The following is a 16,383-nucleotide window of genomic DNA, read 5'->3' as shown; positions in this document are numbered from 1 at the left end:
AGCAATGCAAAACAGTGTGGCATCGACGATGGATTCAGCGGCGGCAGAATGGACACAGCCGGATCATGCCGAAATCAAAGGGTTCGGGTTCTGGATTTACCTGATGAGCGATCTTGTGATCTTCGCGATCCTGTTCGCCACGTTTATGGTGCTGGGCCAAAACTACGCAGGAGGCCCCGGCCCGAAACAGCTCTTTGACCTTCCGTATCTTTTTGTGGAAACGATGCTCTTGTTGACCAGCAGCGTCGCCTATGGATTTGCGATGGTGGCGATGCAGCAGGAGAAGACAACGGCGGTACAGGCCGGACTCGTGGCGGCGTTTCTTCTGGGCGCGGGATTCGTGGCGATGGAGATTCACGAATTTCAGGGAATGATTCTGGCCGGAAACGGCCCGTCCCGCAGCGGCTTTCTGTCATCCTTTTTTGCCCTCGTCGGCACGCACGGCACGCACGTGAGCTTCGGTTTGCTGTCGATGGCCGTGATGATGATTCAGGTGACGGCAAAAGGATTTACCGCCGGAGTTCGCTCTCGCCTGATGCGCCTGAGCTTGTTCTGGCACTTTCTGGACATCGTCTGGGTAGGCGTCTTTACGGTTGTGTATCTGCGTGGCGTCCTGTAATCTCAAAACAGCAACGATAGCGATGAAAGAGGCTCATACCGAAAACACGGCCACCGCGCATTTGACATACAAAAACTATATGATCGGGTTCGTGCTTGCGGTTTGCCTGACCATCATATCATTCGGGCTGGTCTGGATGAATGTCGTGTCAAAACTGATTGCCGTCACCGGGATATTTGTAGCCGCCGCCGCGCAAATAGCCGTCCATCTGCACTACTTTTTACACCTCGACCGCTCACGTGCGCAGCGCTGGAATGTAATCTCGATAGCCTTTACGGCACTCTTGCTGTTCGTCTTCATCGCCGGAACCATCTGGGTTCTGTACACTTTGAACAGGCGGATGATGTGAGATAAAGAGCTTCGGTGCAAGCGGAGTGCCGGGTGGATTCTCTGGTGATAAGGGAAAAGGTTTTGTCTCGGTGAAGTGCGAGATTTTGCTTATGATTTACTTGTTATACGATTGGTAGTACTCTCAACTAAACTACCCTTGCACGAAATGAGCATCAAACTGGCGGCGGATTGCTGTTAGACGACTTGTAAAAAGTATGATTTCCGAACACTAATTAAGAGTCAAACGTTTTAAACGGAAACCATATAAACAGTTTTAGCTATGACCCAACCAAGATCGCCATCAATTGAAGAGCTAAAAAAAGGTATGGATCGTTATAGGTCCGGTGAAAGGCCTTGGCAGTTCAAACCTGCCGATTGGCACATTGCAGCTGAAGATAGGGAGCTCTACCCCCTCAAATATACTTTCGGCCTTGCGATTGACGAACAGCCATCAAAGTATACGACTAATGAAATCAAGGCTGCGCTCAGACCTCTTCCAGTTCTTGTTGTAAGTTTTAAGGCCGAAGCAGATCGAGTCGAGAATTTTGATGTACAAGTTACGGCTGCTCGTCGTGATCCAGCCGGAAGAAAAGCACGCTTAAAAAAGGCTTCGGAAATCCCAGAAAGAAAGTTGGTTCCTGTAGAGATATTTGTCCGAAATCCTGACGTGGTGGCAGAGGTTCTTGAAAATGCCAAAGGCATCTGTAGCCGTTGCAACAAACCAGCACCATTTTTGCGCGCGAAAGACGGGTCTCCGTACCTAGTGTCATGTCAATGCTAAAATGACGGATAGAGCCATTTAAGTTTAATCCGTGCATCCTCAGTGGTGAAACGCCAGTTGATCACCGCTTCTTTGTTGTTTCGTTCTGTCTCCCAAGCGACAACATGACGCCGCACTTCAGTAATGGTATCGATCCGACGATTCAGGCACTGACCCGAAAGAACCCTCAGTTCTATCTCGGCCATGTTGAGCCAGCTACCGTGTTTCGGGGTATAGACGAATTCGAATCGTTCCAGCAATGCGCGGGCTTTCTTGGGCTTGAAGGTCTCATAAAGCGAACCTGGCTTATGGGTGTTCAGGTTGTCCATTACCAATGTGATTTTTTCGGCATGACGATACTGGCGCTCAATCGTTTCAAGGAATTTTGCCCAGTCCTGTTTCGTCCACTGGGCGGTTACGCTCACCATGCGTTTACCTGCTAATGGCTCGGTCGCGATGAAGATGTTACAGACACCTTTCCGGCTGTATTCGTAATCATGACGGGCCAACTGACCCGGTTTTGATGGAACTGGAATTCTGGTTTCTGCAATCAACTGTTTCGGCGACTCGTCCATGCACACTACCGGATACAAGGGGTCATACGGGAGTTTGTATAACTCCAGAACGCTTTCCATCTGGGCAACGAAATCGCCATCCTGTTGTGGCGGAATCACCCAGCCTTCGACTTTCCAGGGCTTGAGTTCGTTTTTTTAACGCCTGTCGAACGGTTTCATGGGAGATCTGATCAACATACTCCAGTTCAACCACCTTGTCGGCAAGCATGCGCAGCGACCAGCGTTTGTGACCGACCGGAGGCTCAGAACAGCTCAAGGCAATCAGACGGGCCTCGAGATCACCGTCAACCCTTGGATGAAACGTTCTTGACGATGGTTTTCTGGTTAATACGGCATCTAAGCCATCTTCGACAAAACGTTTTTTGACTCGATCAATGGTTTTCATGCTCACGTTCAGAACTTGGGCAATCGTCTCATTGATTGATCGTTGCTTTTGGAATTTACCCTCGTCGCAGGCAAGCAGAATAAGGGCGTTCAGAACGGTTTGTGCTGCGTGCGATCCCTTGCTGCTTATGGCTTCAAGGTCTTGGCGCTCTTCATGAGTCAGGGTCACCTTGTATCGCTTCATGATCGTTCCTGGTTGGGGTTGATAATGAAGGCAATATAAGATTATTATACGACACTATTTGATTGACATGACACCAGAGGTACACCACAAACAGATGCTCGCAGATGGCGGCCGTGATACTGTGGAAAACGCTATCGCGCTTTGTCCAAACTGCCATCGTCAGACACATTACGGTTAACAAAGCCGTCAACGGCCCGTTATTTACCTCTATGAAGAAACCAACTCTATCCGATAAACGAGAAAAGCATACCAAAGTCTGAAACTGTACTCATCATCCAGCCCGTACCAATCCCCCCACCTCCCGCGAAAACCGCTTGCCCTAACAACCCCTCTGCACTATCTTGCGGGTGATTTATCGTGAGTGCATCAGATCACCAACTCCCCTGCCCATGCCGAAATCCACCGTCGCCGCCATCATCCATCCCGCCGGAGATCGCCGGACGATCCTTTTGACGCGCCGTAACGTCAGGCCGTTCAAGGAGTTGTGTTGCCTTCCCGGCGGACATATCGATGATTATGAACCCGTCGAACAGGCCGTCCGCCGCGAGGTGAAAGAGGAGACGAACCTCGACTTCGCGCCGAGCACGTTCGTCGGCTGGTTCGAGGAGATTTTTCCGGAGAACAACTTCCACGCCGTGGCGCTGGTGTTTGCCGGAGCCGGTTCGGGCCTGTTGCAGCAGCAGCCCGACGAAGTGTCCGACATGGCGTGGTTCACACTCGACGAAGCGCTCTCGATGCCGCTCGCTTTTACCCATAACCTTGTCCTGCAAAAGTATGCCCGCTCACTCGAAAAGTAATCGACTGACTCCCCTTTTCATCCTCCTCGCGCTCTGCCTGCAAACGCTGGCGGGGTGCTCGAAACCGCAGACCACTGACAAAGTGGAGAAGGCGGCGAAGGTTCCGCAGCGCATCGTCAGCCTCGCGCCGAGCCTCACCGAAATGCTCTACGCCATCGGTGCGGGGCCGCAGCTCGTGGGCAGAACCAGCGCCTGCGACTGGCCCGCCGAAGCCGAGAAGGTGCCGGTGGCCGGCTCGTTCGGACGCCCGTCACTCGAAGTACTCGCGTCAATGAATCCTGACCTCGTACTCGATGTCGATCTCGCCGATGAACAGGCTGCGAAAAAAATGGCCGAGATGCACCTGCGCCGTGAGCACATCCGCTGCCAGGATCCCGAAGAGCTGCCAGCGGCGCTCCGCAAGCTCGGTGCGCTCACCGGCCACGTACGGCAAGCGGACAGCCTTGCCTCGGTGATCGAGAAGGGGCTGGCGGAGTATCGCAAGGAGGCCGCCACAAAGACGCACAAGCCGTCGATCTACCTCGAAATCTGGAACGACCCGCTCTGGACGGGCGGGCGCAACAGCTTTGTGTCGCGCCTGATCAGCTACGCGGGCGGGCGCAACATCGGCGACGCGGTCGAAAAAGAGTATTTCGAGGTCTCGCCCGAGTGGGTCATCCGCGAAAATCCAGACGTGATCGCCTGCATGTACATGGCGAACCAGACCCCGGCAGCCGACAATGTGAAAAAGCGGCCTGGCTGGCAGGGCATCAGCGCCGTGCGCAACAACCGGGTCTATGACCAGTTCGACAACCGCCTCTACCTGCGCCCCGGCCCGCGCATCCTCGAAGGAATCGCCGGAATGAAAAAGCTGATCGAAAGCAATGAAGAGTAACCGCGGGTTCCTCATCGCCGCCCCGTCGAGCGGTTCGGGCAAAACGACGATCACCCTCGGCCTGTTGCGGCTCTTCGCGCGGCGCGGTATGGCCATCCAGCCATTCAAGTGCGGCCCGGACTATCTCGACACGATGCTCCACGCAATGGCCGCCTCGACCGGAGAAACGCAGCGCTCCGGCCTCAATCTCGACACCTTCATGGCCTCGAAGCAGCACGTTCGCTCGCTCTTCGCGCGCCACGCATCGACGGCGGAGATTTCGGTGATCGAGGGGGTGATGGGCCTTTTCGACGGAGCTGAAAAATCGGACGGCAGCAGCGCCGAGATCGCCGCTTTACTGGGATTGCCGGTCATCATGGTGATCGACGGCTCGAAGATGGCCTACTCCGCCGCGCCGATTTTGTACGGGTTCAAGCACTTCGACCCGACGGTCAACGTGGCGGGCGTCATCTTCAACCGCGTCGGCAGCGCGTCGCACTACAGCTATCTCGAAGCCGCCGCGAAGGACGTTGGCGTCGAACCGCTCGGCTATCTGCCGCGCAACAGCGCCATCACCATCGGCGAGCGCCATCTCGGCCTCAACACCTCGGCGGAGTACGACCGGCAGGCCATCATCGACGCAATGGCCGACCACATCGAAAAAACGGTGAATATCGACCGCCTCCGCGAAGTGGCGAAAATCGAGCTGCCGGAAGTCGAGCCGATCCGTCCGGCGACGAAAACGTCGGGCAAGGTGATCGCCGTGGCGCGGGACGAAGCGTTCAACTTCATCTATCACGCCAACATCGAGGCGCTGAGTCGATACGGCGAAATACGCTTTTTCAGCCCGCTGCACGACCGCGAGTTGCCCGAGGCCGACCTCGTCTATCTCGCCGGAGGCTACCCGGAGCTGCACGCCGAAGCGCTCGCTGCGAACGAAACGATGCGCAACACCATCGCAAAATGGTGCCGCAACGGAGGCGCAACCTGGGCCGAGTGTGGCGGGCTGATGTACCTCGGCCAGACACTCACCCTCGCCGACGGCGCAACCCACCCGATGTGCGGCGTACTCGACCTTGACACTACCATGCAAGAGGCCCGCCTCACGCTCGGCTACCGCAAGGTCTATCCGGCAAAAGCGGACGGCATCGAGCTGCGCGGCCACGAATTCCACTACTCGCGGATCTCGCGGCAGGGCGAAATCGACACCATCGCCGAAATCCGCAACGCGCGCGACCAAGAGGTTCCGACCAGCCTCTTCCGCGTCGGCAACACCATCGCCTCGTACATTCATCTCTACTGGGGCGAACGCGACAACCTCGCCAACTGGTTCCCTGTTCTGACGCTAGCATGATCGCGACCGAAACGAAAACGACGCGCCGCTCCATCATCACCGGCGGGCCGGGCAGTGGCAAAAGCACGCTCGTAAAAGCGCTCGAAACCCGCGGCCACCGCTGCTACACGGAGGTTTCGCGCGAGCTGATCCGCCGCGAAGCGAAGCGTCCCGGCGGCGTCACGCCCTGGAACAACCTCGAAGCCTTCGCGCGCCTCGCCTTCACGGAGATGCTCCTCCAGCACGACCACGCCGCCGAGGCTGGCGAACGCTGCTTCTTCGACCGCGCCATCCCCGACATCTTCGGCTACCTGCACGAGCGCGGCCTCGACATCCCGAAGAGCTGGCTCGACGCTCACCGCCGGTGCCGCTACGAGCGCACGGTCTTCATCCTCCCGCCGTGGCCCGAAATCTACATCAACGACAGCGAACGCCCCCAAACCCTCGCCGAAGCCAAAGCGCTCCACGATGCCATCCGCGTGGTCTATGAATCGCTGGGATACAAGTTGATCGAAGTACCGAAAATGCCGGTTAACGAGAGGTGCGAGTTTGTGCTGGGAAAGTTGTAAACAAGAACAAACACCAGATTTTATCAAAACAACAGAAATCTATTTCCACCCTACCAGCTACCGGATGCGCCACCGCCACCCGATGATCCGCCACCACCCGAAAAGCTTGATCCACCTGACGACCATGACGAACCTGAACCTCCGGAGCTGATCGATATGCCGCCGATTGATGCCTGACCCTTGGTTCGCAAATCTTTTTCAGCCTTCTGATACCAGTCGGTCTGTCGTATAAAAAGCTTTGTTAACGGGAACCCGATCAGATAGGTGATCAAACAATACAATGCGCCATTTGAGCCGAGGATAACGATCGGAAAAACTGCCCAGAACGGGATCAGAAAAAAGTATAAAAACCATCCGAACCCCGGCGTCAGTATTCCGACTGCCGTAAACAATCCGATGATACCGAAAACAAATGCGCCAATGAGAATGCGCTCCTGAATCGAAAGCTCCGGCCCTTCCATTTCAAAGAATCCTGACGATTGCTTCGACTCGGACTTGGCTGCTGTCTCTGGCAATGCTTCGCCCTCAAGAACCTGCATCACGGCCTTTGCTCCATCGGTGATACCGCCATTAAAGTCTCCGTTTTTGAATTTTGGGGTCATCACGTTCTGAATGATCCGCCCCGCCATTGCATCGGTGAGCGTGCCTTCAAGACCGTACCCCACTTCGATACGCATCCGCCGGTCGTTGGGTACCACGACGATCAGAACACCGTTATCCTTCTCTTTTTGGCCGAGTTTCCACGATTCGAAAACCCTGACAGCGAAATCTTCAATGCTCTCCCCGTCGAGCGTGGGAATCGTCAGAACGGCAATCTGGTTGCCGGTGCGCTGTTCATGCGCTTTCAGGCTCTCCGACAATGACCGGCTTGCCTCTGGAGACAGAAGCTGCGCGTTGTCCGTGACTCTCCCGGTCAGGTAAGGCACCTCAGCGCCAAAAAGTAAAGAGCTGACAAACAGCACAATCGGAAGTAACAGGAGTATCACTCGCGTCTTCATATTCCCTCCTCCTCGATAATTTCGTTGGGCAGTTCGTCGCTATGGACTTGGGACGAGGTGGTTGTCAGTATCCGGGACAGATAGTCCAGACCGGCATCGAATGCCTGGACGACTTGTCTTCGTTTCAGCAACGGCGTCATTGCCGCGATCATGTTTTTTACATCATCTTCCTTGAAACGCTCATCCAGCCCCTTGTCCGGCAGGATGACAACCCGATGTTCAAACAAACTGACCAGCAGCAGAAAGCCTCTCCTTCCTTGAGTGGCAAACAGCTCCCGGTCAAGAAAAAGCGCTTTTGCATACTGCTGCACTTCAACTTCAGCGCGATAATCGGACAAGAACAATCTCGCAAATCGTGGAATGACAGCGCTCAGCAATGCCAGCAGCGCGCCCGACGCCAGTATGCCCACCACCATAACCAATGGAGGCACATCAGGATACCAATCATACAATCGCCAGTGCAGGAGAAGAAGGGCCAATCCGGCGGCAGATGCGCCCAAGGCGAAAGCTTTCCATGGCAGTTCCGCATACGAGTCGCTGCGCTGGATAACGGTCAGAACGATCTGGGTTCCGGTACGTTTTTCCGTCTCGGCAACGCGTACATCCAGGCGACGGCGATCATGATCTGATAACGTTTGTTTCATTCAGAATCCTCACATCGAAAGATTATAGGGTCGTTCTGATTCAAATAGGTTACAAAGATGCCAACCGCCTTCTGTCAGAACCGGAATATCCGAATTGACGCCTCACTACGCGCCCTGCAATGACAAAAGCTACCAGCCTACTCCCCAAGCTCAATAAAACGGATTCAGCAGTTTAAACAGGTCGCGGCGTTTCCGGTTATGCGCGACGACGTCGGCGAGCAGATCGGCGCGATGTTGTTTTTTGGCGGTGTAGCGCATGAAGGTGTCCACAAACCAGGAATTGTTCATGAAATGCTGAAATGCGTAACCGGGGAGATAGACCCGGCGTGAAAACTCGCCTCGCCAGAGCTGCTCGTAGCGGATCAGCGCCGCTGATTCGTCGTTGTGTTCGAGCGCGTTGGCGACCGCTTCGGCGGCGTAACGCCCGGTTTTCAGCGCGTAGTAGATGCCTTCACCGGTGATCGGATCGATGAAGCTTCCGGCGTCGCCCGCGAGCAGCACATTGCTCCGACCACGCCGTCCCGCGAAGGAGCCGAACGGCAGCGGCCAGCTTTTGAGCGTACCCGGCTCCATGACGGCGCGTTTCAGCTTTGCCGCCGCAAAAGAGTTTTCCGTGACGAAGCGCTCGAAGAGCCGCTTGGTGGCTCGCTGATCGGTGAATCGAGTCAGGAGAAAAACCCCGACGTTGGCGCGCTTTTGACCGGCTGGAAAGATCCAGCCATAACCCGGAAGCATCGCTTTGTCATAACACAGCTCGATTGAATCGTTCATCCCCTCGACCCCCGAAAACCACGCCCGCATGGCAAATCCCTGCTGGCGTTTATCGTGATTCGACAGATTGAGCTGTTTGGCTATCGGCGAATAGGCGCCATCGGCAGCGACGATGATTCTTCCGCAAAACTCCCCGGCTGAGGTAGCAACGCCCCGAGCCCGATCGCCATCCATGATGAGACCGGTGACGGTTGTCTTGTCGAGAAAAGTGATCGAAGAGTGCTCTTTGACGCGAGAAACGAGGGAGTCGTCAAGCACCATTCTCGGAATGACATAGGAACTTCCTTTCAGATTGCCGCTCTGTAAAATCCTGCCCTGCACAACCGTACCACCAGGCGAAACAAAGGTCGCGCCACTGAACTCCGTCAGGCTGCCGGGCCGCTGGCGGAGCATCTCCAGCACGCCCATCTCTTCGAGCAGCTCGGTTGAAGCAGCGGTTACGCCATCTCCGCAAATCTTCTCTCTCGGGAAGCACGCCTTGTCAAGCAAGGCCACACGCAATCCTTGCCGGGCCAGAGACAACGCCGCCGAACAACCGGCAAGCCCGGCACCGGAAATCACCACATCATAAAATTTCATAGTCGATGTACCTCTTTTGCCGCCATGCCGTTAGCAGTACGAAAGAAATATGCCTGTTGCACGACAACATTGTCAAACCATCGTCATCGATCTGGTCGTAGCAGAACATTGGACATCTCACCGGGAGCATCACTCTTTTCTGCCAAACCGCCGATACAGGGCAACAATCCATAAAACGCAGAAGAGCAGATACATGACCAGAGTAACAAAGGGATGATCGAGCTTCGATGCGTGTCCGAGAGAGACCTGAAACGACTGATTGATGAAGTCGAGCACGAACAGCAGGTTGCCGGAGCCGAAGAGCAGCATACCGCTTCTGACATAATGCAGGGTATCGTGAATGCGTTCCGGCGCCAGCCAGTACTCTTTGTTGGGAATGTTCAGCCATGAAAGATGGCCCGGTCTCAGGACACGGTTCACCACAATGAACATCACAATACAAAAGCCGGTGATGATAAAGTACCAGAGAAAAAAGACCGTTTTCGGCCCCCAGACATCGGGTTCGCCCGAAAACCTGAAATGGGTGGCGATCTCTTCGGGTAGTATGAAGTAGTGGTAGAGGGCATGACCCACCAGAAGAGCGCTGAGCAAAGAGAAAATCGCCAGAGCCAGAGTATGATTGTTTTGTTTGAGCGTCATTGAAGGTTCCCTTATGCTGGTTGATTGAAAATGGCAAATTTGACAACAAGATAACGCTCAGCGAATGGAGCTTGCCGTTGGGAAAATTGACGAGGGCGCGCAGGGAAAACGATGGGCGAGCTTCCTGAAATAACCGGGATTGTCTATGCAATCGGGATTGTCCGGCTCAGTGCAGGCGATTTCGTCAACCCGCCATTTCCCGTTGTCGTTGTGCAACAAAGCAGAAAAATCTTCATACCGGTCGCGACCATCTCTTGACTGCGGCAAGGTATGGACCCACGCCCATCCACCGCTGACATTCATTGTTTTTACGGCGAACACCACGTCGAAACCGTGCAACTCCTTGATTTTCAAATGCATGGCGTCGAGAATCGCCTTGCGCTCCGCGCTGCCTGGCGGCGGCGTATGGACGTTGCGCGTCATCCGCTGAGCCGCGAGAGCTTGCGGCGGGGCCGCGACGGCGATACCGGTTACGATCAGAAAAATCGCCAGAAGCGACGCACGGAGAGCTTTCTTGTTTGTCATAACACAAGGGATTGAGCATGATCGGTTTGACTGTAATATATCGCAAACAAAAACCTGTTTCACGCTTGCAGTCAATCCGTTTCATCCGACCGATCAGTCGGATCAACAAATCAACAATGCATCGCGCTCGCCGCGAAAAACGTTAAGCGGCGCGGTTCTCGTGGAAATCATGTTTTTTTCAGCGGTTGTTTTTTCAGCGCTTGAAATTCGGTACTTTATAGCTCATTGGAAAGTGCGCCTTGTGCCGCCGTAACAGTTACGAAACATCGAGAAATCAAGGGTTACATGCTCAAAATTTTCGCAAAGATTTTTGGATCGAAGCACGAAAAAGATATCAAGAAAATTCAGCCGATCGTCGATAGAATCAATGAAATTTATGGCACGCTCAACTCCCTGTCGGACGAGGCTTTCCGCGACAAAGGGGTTGAGCTGCGCAAAAAGGTGCGCGACAAGCTCGTCCCGTTCGAAACAAAATAAAAGAGACAGGGCACAAGCTCGAACGCTCGGACATAAGCCACGAGGAGCACGAGAAGCTGAACAGTGAACTCGAACAGCTCCGTAACGAATACGAAGAGGCCACCGCGGCCATTCTCGACGAGGTGCTTCCCGAAACATTTGCTCTGGTGAAGGAGACCTGCCGCCGCCTGAAGGGCTTCACCTACACCGTGATGGGACGCGAAATGGTGTGGGACATGGTGCCTTACGACGTGCAGCTCATCGGCGGCATCGTGCTGCATCAGGGCAAGATCGCGGAGATGGCCACCGGCGAAGGCAAAACGCTGGTCTCTACCCTGCCGGTCTTCCTGAACGCCCTGACCGGGCGCGGCGTGCATGTAGTGACAGTCAACGAGTACCTGGCACAGCGCGACATGGAGTGGATGCGACCGGTTTACGAATATCACGGGCTCTCGACCGGCGTGATCCTGGCTGGCCTCCATTCGAACCAGCGGCGCAACGAGTACCTCTGCGACATCACCTGGGGCACCAACAGCGAGTTCGGCTTCGACTACCTGCGCGACAACATGGCAAGCTCCGAGGAGGAGATGGTGCAGCGCGACTTCTACTTCGGCATCGTTGACGAGGTGGACAGCGTGCTCATCGACGAAGCCCGCACTCCGCTGATCATCTCCGGTCCTGTCCCCAACTCCGACACCGACACCAAATACCGCGAAATCAAACCCTGGATCGAACAGATTGTCCGGGCGCAGCAGAACCTCGTAGCTGCGCTCCTGGGCCAGGCGGAAAAAATCCTGAAAGAAAAACCGAACGATTTCGACGCCGGTCTGGCGCTGTTACGCGTCAAACGCGGCCAGCCGAAAAACAACCGCTTCATCAAGATGCTCTCGCAGCCCGGCATCGGCAAGCTCGTTCAGTCGGTCGAGAACGAATACCTGAAGGACAACTCGTCCCGAATGCACGAAGTCGATGACGAACTCTTCTATGCGGTGGATGAAAAAGCCAACACGATTGACCTCACCGAGAAGGGGCGCGAGTTCCTGAGCAAGCTGAGCCATCAGGATCAGGATCTCTTCCTCCTGCCCGACGTAGGGAGCGAAATTGCGGCTATCGAGGCCGACAAAAACCTCCAGCCGACCGACAAAATCCGCAAAAAGGACGAGGTCTATCGTCTCTACTCCGAGCGCTCGGACAGCCTCCACACCATCAGCCAGCTCCTCAAGGCCTACACGCTTTTCGCAAAGGATGACGAGTACGTGGTGCAGGACGGGCAGGTGATGATCGTGGACGAGTTCACGGGCCGCGTGCTCGCCGGACGCCGCTACAGTGACGGACTGCATCAGGCAATCGAGGCCAAGGAGAACGTCAAGATCGAGGGCGAAACCCAGACGATGGCTACCATCACCATCCAGAACTACTTCCGTCTCTACAGCAAGCTGGCCGGCATGACCGGTACGGCAGAGACCGAGGCCTCGGAGTTCTTTGAAATCTACAAGCTCGACGTGGTGGTCATTCCGACCAACCGCCCCATAGCACGTAAAGACCAGGACGACCTCGTGTACAAGACGCGCCGCGAGAAGTACAATGCTATCGTCAACAAGGTGCAGGAGCTGACCTTGAAGGGCCAGCCGGTACTGGTCGGCACGGCGAGCGTCGAGGTGTCGGAGACGCTGTCGAGAATGCTGCGCGCCAAACGCATCCAGCACAACGTGCTCAACGCCAAGCAGCACGCCCGCGAAGCGGATATCGTTGCGATGGCCGGACAGAAAGGCGCAGTGACTATCGCTACCAACATGGCCGGTCGAGGCACCGACATCAAGCTCGGCGCTGGAGTGCGCGAGCTAGGCGGACTCTTCATCCTCGGCTCGGAACGGCACGAATCGCGCCGTATCGACCGCCAGCTTCGCGGACGCGCCGGACGCCAGGGCGACCCCGGCGAATCGATCTTCTACGTCTCGCTCGAAGACGAGCTGATGCGCCTGTTCGGCTCGGATCGCGTCATCGCGGTTATGGACAGGCTGGGCCACGAAGAGGGCGATGTGATCGAGCACTCGATGATCACCAAATCGATCGAGCGCGCACAGAAGAAGGTCGAAGAGCAGAACTTCGCCATCCGCAAGCGTTTGCTCGAATATGACGATGTCATGAACCAGCAGCGCGAGGTGATCTACGCCCGCCGCCGCAAGGCGCTCAAGATGGGGCGTCTGAAGAGCGACATCATGGATCTTTTGCAGGACTACTGCCACACCGTGGTCAAGAAGTTCCACGAGTCGAACGATCCTGCGGGGCTGGAAGAGCAGGTGTTGCGTGAGCTTTCGGTCGAATTCCGTCCCGATGCGTCGGCCTTCGAGCGCGAGCCCTTCGAGCAGACCGCCGAAGCGCTTTACAAAGCTGCCAGCGAATTCTACCACCGCAAGGAGAACTCGCTCCCGGACGAGATCATGCAGCAGATCGAAAAGTACGCCGTGCTCTCGGTGATCGACCAGAAGTGGCGCGAGCACCTTCGCGAAATCGACAGCTTGCGCGAAGGCATCAACCTCCGCGCCTACGGCCAGAAAGACCCGCTGCTCGAATACAAGCAGGAGGCCTACAAGCTGTTCGTCGAGCTGCTGCGAGAAATCGAGCACGAAACCCTGTCGGTGGCATTCAGGCTCTTCCCGGTCTCGCAGGAGGAGTCGGAGGAGATCGAGGCTCGACAGCGCCGCCAGGCCGTGCGCCAGGAGCGCCTCGTGGCGCAGCACGCCGAAGCAGAGAGCGCCTACGAAATCGCTGCGGATGGCGGAATGAACGCCACGCTCTCGATGCCCGGCGACGAAATCGTCGTTCAGCAGCCGGTGCGAGCCGAAAAAAAACCGGGCCGCAACGACGACTGCCCCTGCGGCAGCGGCAAGAAATACAAAAACTGCTGCGGCGCGAATGAGTAACCTTGCAGGGGCGGGTCTTGTGCCCGCCCTGTTTTGTGGACGATGAGGACGCAAACCTCAGTCAGATTTTTCATTTTCAATGCTATTCGGTCGACATGTCCTGTTCGACCTGTTAGACCTGTAAAAATTTCCACCATACCATGAGCACCGAACCTGAAGTAAACCTGAAGCTGGCCCAGGAGCATGGGCTAAACGAAGAGGAGTATGCCAAGATTTGTGAAGTCCTTGGCCGGACACCCAGCTTTACCGAGCTTGGGATCTACTCGGTGATGTGGTCCGAGCATTGCAGCTACAAGAACTCCATCGCCGTGCTCAAAACCCTGCCTCGCGACGGCGCTTCGCTGCTGACGCAGGCGGGCGAGGAGAACGCCGGACTTGTGGACATCGGCGACAACCTTGCCGTGGCGTTCAAGATCGAGTCGCACAACCACCCTTCAGCCGTCGAGCCTTACCAGGGCGCGGCCACGGGTGTCGGCGGCATTCATCGCGACATCTTCACGATGGGCGCAAGGCCGGTGGCGTCGCTCGACTCGCTACGCTTCGGCTCGCCGCGCGACCCTCGCGTGCGCTATCTCGTGGACGGCGTGGTGCGCGGCATCGGCGATTACGGCAACTCGTTTGGTGTGCCGACCGTCGGCGGCGAAATCTACTTCGAGGATTGCTACACCGGCAACCCGCTGGTCAATGCCATGTCGGTCGGCCTCGTGGAGCATCACAAAACCGTGAGCGCCACGGCCAAGGGCAAGGGCAATCCGGTGCTGATCGTCGGTTCATCAACCGGCCGCGACGGCATTCACGGCGCAACCTTCGCATCGGAAGACCTCAGCGAAGCGTCGGAAGACAAACGCCCGAGCGTGCAGGTGGGCGATCCCTTCGCCGAGAAGCTGCTGCTCGAAGCCACGCTCGAAGCAATCGCAACTGGCGCAGTGGTAGGCTTGCAGGACATGGGGGCGGCTGGGCTGACCAGCTCCACCTCGGAGATGAGCGCGCGCGGCATCGAGAAGACCGGCAGCGGCGGCATCGAGATTGACCTCGACTTGACGCCCGCCCGCGAAAAAGGCATGACCGCCTACGAGCTGATGCTCTCCGAATCACAAGAGCGGATGCTGATCGTGGCCGAAAAAGGGCGCGAGCAGGAGATCATCGACGTCTATAAAAAATGGGACGTGAGCGCGGTGGTGATCGGCCAGGTGACCGACGACAACATGCTGCGCGTACGCCACCACGGCGAGGTGGTCGCCGAGATTCCGGCCATGTCACTTGTGCTCGGCGGTGGCGCGCCGGTCTACATCCGTGAGGCAGTCGAGAAAAAACCCGACACTCCGGCGGCAGACCTCGCGGCGGACGATTCGCTCGACTTCAAGGCGCTCTCGCTGCAACTGCTCTCCCGCCCGAACATCGCCAGCAAGGCGTGGGTCTACCAGCAGTACGACTCAATGGTGCAGACCAACACCCTCACCCCGGCGGGCCAGACCGACGCGGCGGTGATCCGCATCAAGGGCACCAAAAAGGGCCTCGCGATGAAGACCGACTGCAACTCGCGCTACGTCTATCTCAACCCGAAAGCGGGCGGCGCGATTGCCGTGGCCGAGTGCGCGCGCAACATCGCCTGCACCGGCGCGAAACCACTTGCCGTGACCAACTGCCTCAACTTCGGCAATCCCTACAAGCCCGAGGTGTACTTCCAGTTCAAAACAGCCGTCGAGGGCATGGGCGACGCCTGCCGCATGTTCGACACCCCAGTCACCGGCGGAAACGTCAGCTTCTACAACGAAACCTCGCTCGGCGGCGGACGCACGGCGATCTACCCAACGCCCACCATCGGCATGATCGGCCTGCTCGAGGACATCGACAATCTGGTGGAATCGACCTTCCGCGAAGCTGGCGACGCCATCGTGCTGCTCGGCGATCCCGAACTTTCGCTCGACGGTTCGGAGTACCTCGTGATGCAGTACGGCACACCGGGCACAGACTCGCCCGCGGTCGATCTGAACCATGAGAAAAACCTTCAGGAACTGCTCGTCACGCTCGCCTCGAAGAAGCTCATCAACTCGGCGCACGACGTTTCCGATGGCGGCCTTGCTGTCACGCTTGCCGAAAAGTCAATCATGAACCGCGACCGGATGCTCGGCTTCGAGGTCGATCTCGAATGCTCCTGCAAGGAGGACGCAGCTATCCAGAAGCAGCTCTTCTCTGAGGCTCAAGGGCGCGTGGTGATCTCGGCCGATACCGGCAAGGTCGGAGCGCTCATCGAGGAGGCCAACCGTCTGAACGTCCCGGTGCGCGTCATCGGCAAGGTGTTGCCAGAGAGAGGCAGCATCGCCGTCAACGGACAACCGGTTGCGGAGTTTATGATTGACGAACTGCTGCACGCTTACGAGCACGCGCTTGAATCGGCGTTGCATCTTGAAGAATTGTAAGAAAGGAACGAAGAAGGAGCGAA

At 56.6% G+C, this 16,383-nt stretch carries 14 protein-coding genes and 2 pseudogenes; 10 read left to right on the top strand and 6 right to left on the bottom strand.

Annotated features, from left to right (window positions below; all coding sequences use genetic code 11):
- The first annotated feature begins 4 nt into the window (after positions 1-4).
- The 3 genes from cyoC (at position 5) to NY406_RS03780 (ending at position 1,730) form a co-directional block, all read left to right on the top strand.
- A complete protein-coding gene (gene cyoC, locus NY406_RS03790) occupies positions 5-619 on the top strand; it encodes a cytochrome o ubiquinol oxidase subunit III (protein ID WP_260633409.1) in 615 nt (204 codons plus the stop codon).
- A 22-nt stretch (positions 620-641) separates the two neighbouring features.
- On the top strand, positions 642-968 hold the full coding sequence (cyoD, locus tag NY406_RS03785; RefSeq protein ID WP_260633408.1) for a cytochrome o ubiquinol oxidase subunit IV: 327 nt from the start codon (positions 642-644) through the stop codon (positions 966-968).
- A gap of 261 nt (positions 969-1,229) precedes the next feature.
- The gene (locus NY406_RS03780) at positions 1,230-1,730 is read left to right on the top strand and encodes a hypothetical protein (protein ID WP_260633407.1); all 501 of its coding nucleotides are present in this window, start codon (positions 1,230-1,232) and stop codon (positions 1,728-1,730) included.
- Here the strand turns inward: NY406_RS03780 and NY406_RS03775 are convergent.
- A protein-coding gene (locus NY406_RS03775) for an IS630 family transposase (RefSeq protein WP_260633406.1) occupies positions 1,727-2,852 on the bottom strand; the annotation gives its coding sequence in 2 pieces (ribosomal slippage) (positions 1,727-2,420 and positions 2,419-2,852; 1,128 coding nt in all). The genes NY406_RS03780 and NY406_RS03775 overlap by 4 nt on opposite strands.
- A gap of 76 nt (positions 2,853-2,928) precedes the next feature.
- Between NY406_RS03775 and NY406_RS11290 the strand changes: the two are divergent.
- The 5 genes and pseudogenes from NY406_RS11290 to NY406_RS03750 all read left to right on the top strand — a co-directional run.
- Positions 2,929-3,030: pseudogene (locus NY406_RS11290) on the top strand (HNH endonuclease); the annotation flags it as partial.
- A 211-nt stretch (positions 3,031-3,241) separates the two neighbouring features.
- Entirely contained in the window at positions 3,242-3,649 is a 408-nt protein-coding gene (locus NY406_RS03765; RefSeq protein ID WP_260633405.1) for an NUDIX hydrolase, read from the top strand.
- Entirely contained in the window at positions 3,627-4,523 is an 897-nt protein-coding gene (locus NY406_RS03760) for a cobalamin-binding protein (protein WP_260633404.1), read from the top strand. Before NY406_RS03765 ends, NY406_RS03760 begins: the two co-directional genes overlap by 23 nt.
- The gene (locus NY406_RS03755; protein WP_260633403.1) at positions 4,513-5,856 is read left to right on the top strand and encodes a cobyrinate a,c-diamide synthase; all 1,344 of its coding nucleotides are present in this window, start codon (positions 4,513-4,515) and stop codon (positions 5,854-5,856) included. Before NY406_RS03760 ends, NY406_RS03755 begins: the two co-directional genes overlap by 11 nt.
- On the top strand, positions 5,853-6,404 hold the full coding sequence (locus tag NY406_RS03750) for an AAA family ATPase (protein ID WP_260633402.1): 552 nt from the start codon (positions 5,853-5,855) through the stop codon (positions 6,402-6,404). The genes NY406_RS03755 and NY406_RS03750 overlap by 4 nt, the downstream gene beginning before the upstream one ends.
- Positions 6,405-6,454: 50 nt before the next feature.
- Here NY406_RS03750 and NY406_RS03745 read toward each other — a convergent pair whose 3' ends face one another.
- From NY406_RS03745 to NY406_RS03725, 5 genes are all read right to left on the bottom strand, one after another.
- Entirely contained in the window at positions 6,455-7,402 is a 948-nt protein-coding gene (locus NY406_RS03745; RefSeq protein ID WP_260633401.1) for a TPM domain-containing protein, read from the bottom strand.
- Positions 7,399-8,046: a TPM domain-containing protein gene (locus tag NY406_RS03740; protein ID WP_260633400.1), complete on the bottom strand. Its 648-nt coding sequence runs from the start codon at positions 8,044-8,046 to the stop codon at positions 7,399-7,401. Before NY406_RS03740 ends, NY406_RS03745 begins: the two co-directional genes overlap by 4 nt.
- Positions 8,047-8,196: 150 nt before the next feature.
- A complete protein-coding gene (locus NY406_RS03735) occupies positions 8,197-9,396 on the bottom strand; it encodes a geranylgeranyl reductase family protein (RefSeq protein ID WP_260633399.1) in 1,200 nt (399 codons plus the stop codon).
- Between the two features lie 129 nt (positions 9,397-9,525).
- Complete coding sequence (locus NY406_RS03730) at positions 9,526-10,035, bottom strand: DUF1648 domain-containing protein (RefSeq protein ID WP_260633398.1); 510 nt, start codon at positions 10,033-10,035, stop codon at positions 9,526-9,528.
- Positions 10,036-10,092: 57 nt separating this feature from the next.
- Complete coding sequence (locus NY406_RS03725) at positions 10,093-10,560, bottom strand: hypothetical protein (protein ID WP_260633397.1); 468 nt, start codon at positions 10,558-10,560, stop codon at positions 10,093-10,095.
- A gap of 285 nt (positions 10,561-10,845) precedes the next feature.
- Here NY406_RS03725 and secA point away from each other — a divergent pair.
- Together secA and purL are read left to right on the top strand one after the other, a co-directional pair.
- Positions 10,846-13,940 (top strand): annotated as a pseudogene (gene secA / locus NY406_RS03715) (preprotein translocase subunit SecA).
- Between the two features lie 140 nt (positions 13,941-14,080).
- The gene (purL, locus tag NY406_RS03710; RefSeq protein WP_260633395.1) at positions 14,081-16,360 is read left to right on the top strand and encodes a phosphoribosylformylglycinamidine synthase subunit PurL; all 2,280 of its coding nucleotides are present in this window, start codon (positions 14,081-14,083) and stop codon (positions 16,358-16,360) included.
- Positions 16,361-16,383 lie beyond the last annotated feature (23 nt).

Origin of the sequence: Chlorobaculum sp. MV4-Y, assembly GCF_025244685.1 — a bacterium.
GTDB lineage: Bacteria > Bacteroidota > Chlorobiia > Chlorobiales > Chlorobiaceae > Chlorobaculum.
Note: the sequence above shows the minus strand (reverse complement) of the source record. Positions and strands in the feature narration are given on the sequence as shown.

Excerpts from the sequence above, each read along its gene's own strand:
- NY406_RS03750 (WP_260633402.1), top strand. The coding sequence starts at position 5,853 with ATGATCGCGACCGAAACGAAAACGACGCGCCGCTCCATCATCACCGGC.
- NY406_RS03780 (WP_260633407.1), top strand. The coding sequence starts at position 1,230 with ATGACCCAACCAAGATCGCCATCAATTGAAGAGCTAAAAAAAGGTATG.
- cyoD (WP_260633408.1), top strand. The coding sequence starts at position 642 with ATGAAAGAGGCTCATACCGAAAACACGGCCACCGCGCATTTGACATAC.
- NY406_RS03740 (WP_260633400.1), bottom strand. The coding sequence starts at position 8,046 with ATGAAACAAACGTTATCAGATCATGATCGCCGTCGCCTGGATGTACGC.
- NY406_RS03745 (WP_260633401.1), bottom strand. The coding sequence starts at position 7,402 with ATGAAGACGCGAGTGATACTCCTGTTACTTCCGATTGTGCTGTTTGTC.
- purL (WP_260633395.1), top strand. The coding sequence starts at position 14,081 with ATGAGCACCGAACCTGAAGTAAACCTGAAGCTGGCCCAGGAGCATGGG.
- NY406_RS03725 (WP_260633397.1), bottom strand. The coding sequence starts at position 10,560 with ATGACAAACAAGAAAGCTCTCCGTGCGTCGCTTCTGGCGATTTTTCTG.
- NY406_RS03760 (WP_260633404.1), top strand. The coding sequence starts at position 3,627 with ATGCCCGCTCACTCGAAAAGTAATCGACTGACTCCCCTTTTCATCCTC.
- NY406_RS03735 (WP_260633399.1), bottom strand. The coding sequence starts at position 9,396 with ATGAAATTTTATGATGTGGTGATTTCCGGTGCCGGGCTTGCCGGTTGT.
- NY406_RS03730 (WP_260633398.1), bottom strand. The coding sequence starts at position 10,035 with ATGACGCTCAAACAAAACAATCATACTCTGGCTCTGGCGATTTTCTCT.
- cyoC (WP_260633409.1), top strand. The coding sequence starts at position 5 with ATGCAAAACAGTGTGGCATCGACGATGGATTCAGCGGCGGCAGAATGG.
- NY406_RS03765 (WP_260633405.1), top strand. The coding sequence starts at position 3,242 with ATGCCGAAATCCACCGTCGCCGCCATCATCCATCCCGCCGGAGATCGC.
- NY406_RS03755 (WP_260633403.1), top strand. The coding sequence starts at position 4,513 with ATGAAGAGTAACCGCGGGTTCCTCATCGCCGCCCCGTCGAGCGGTTCG.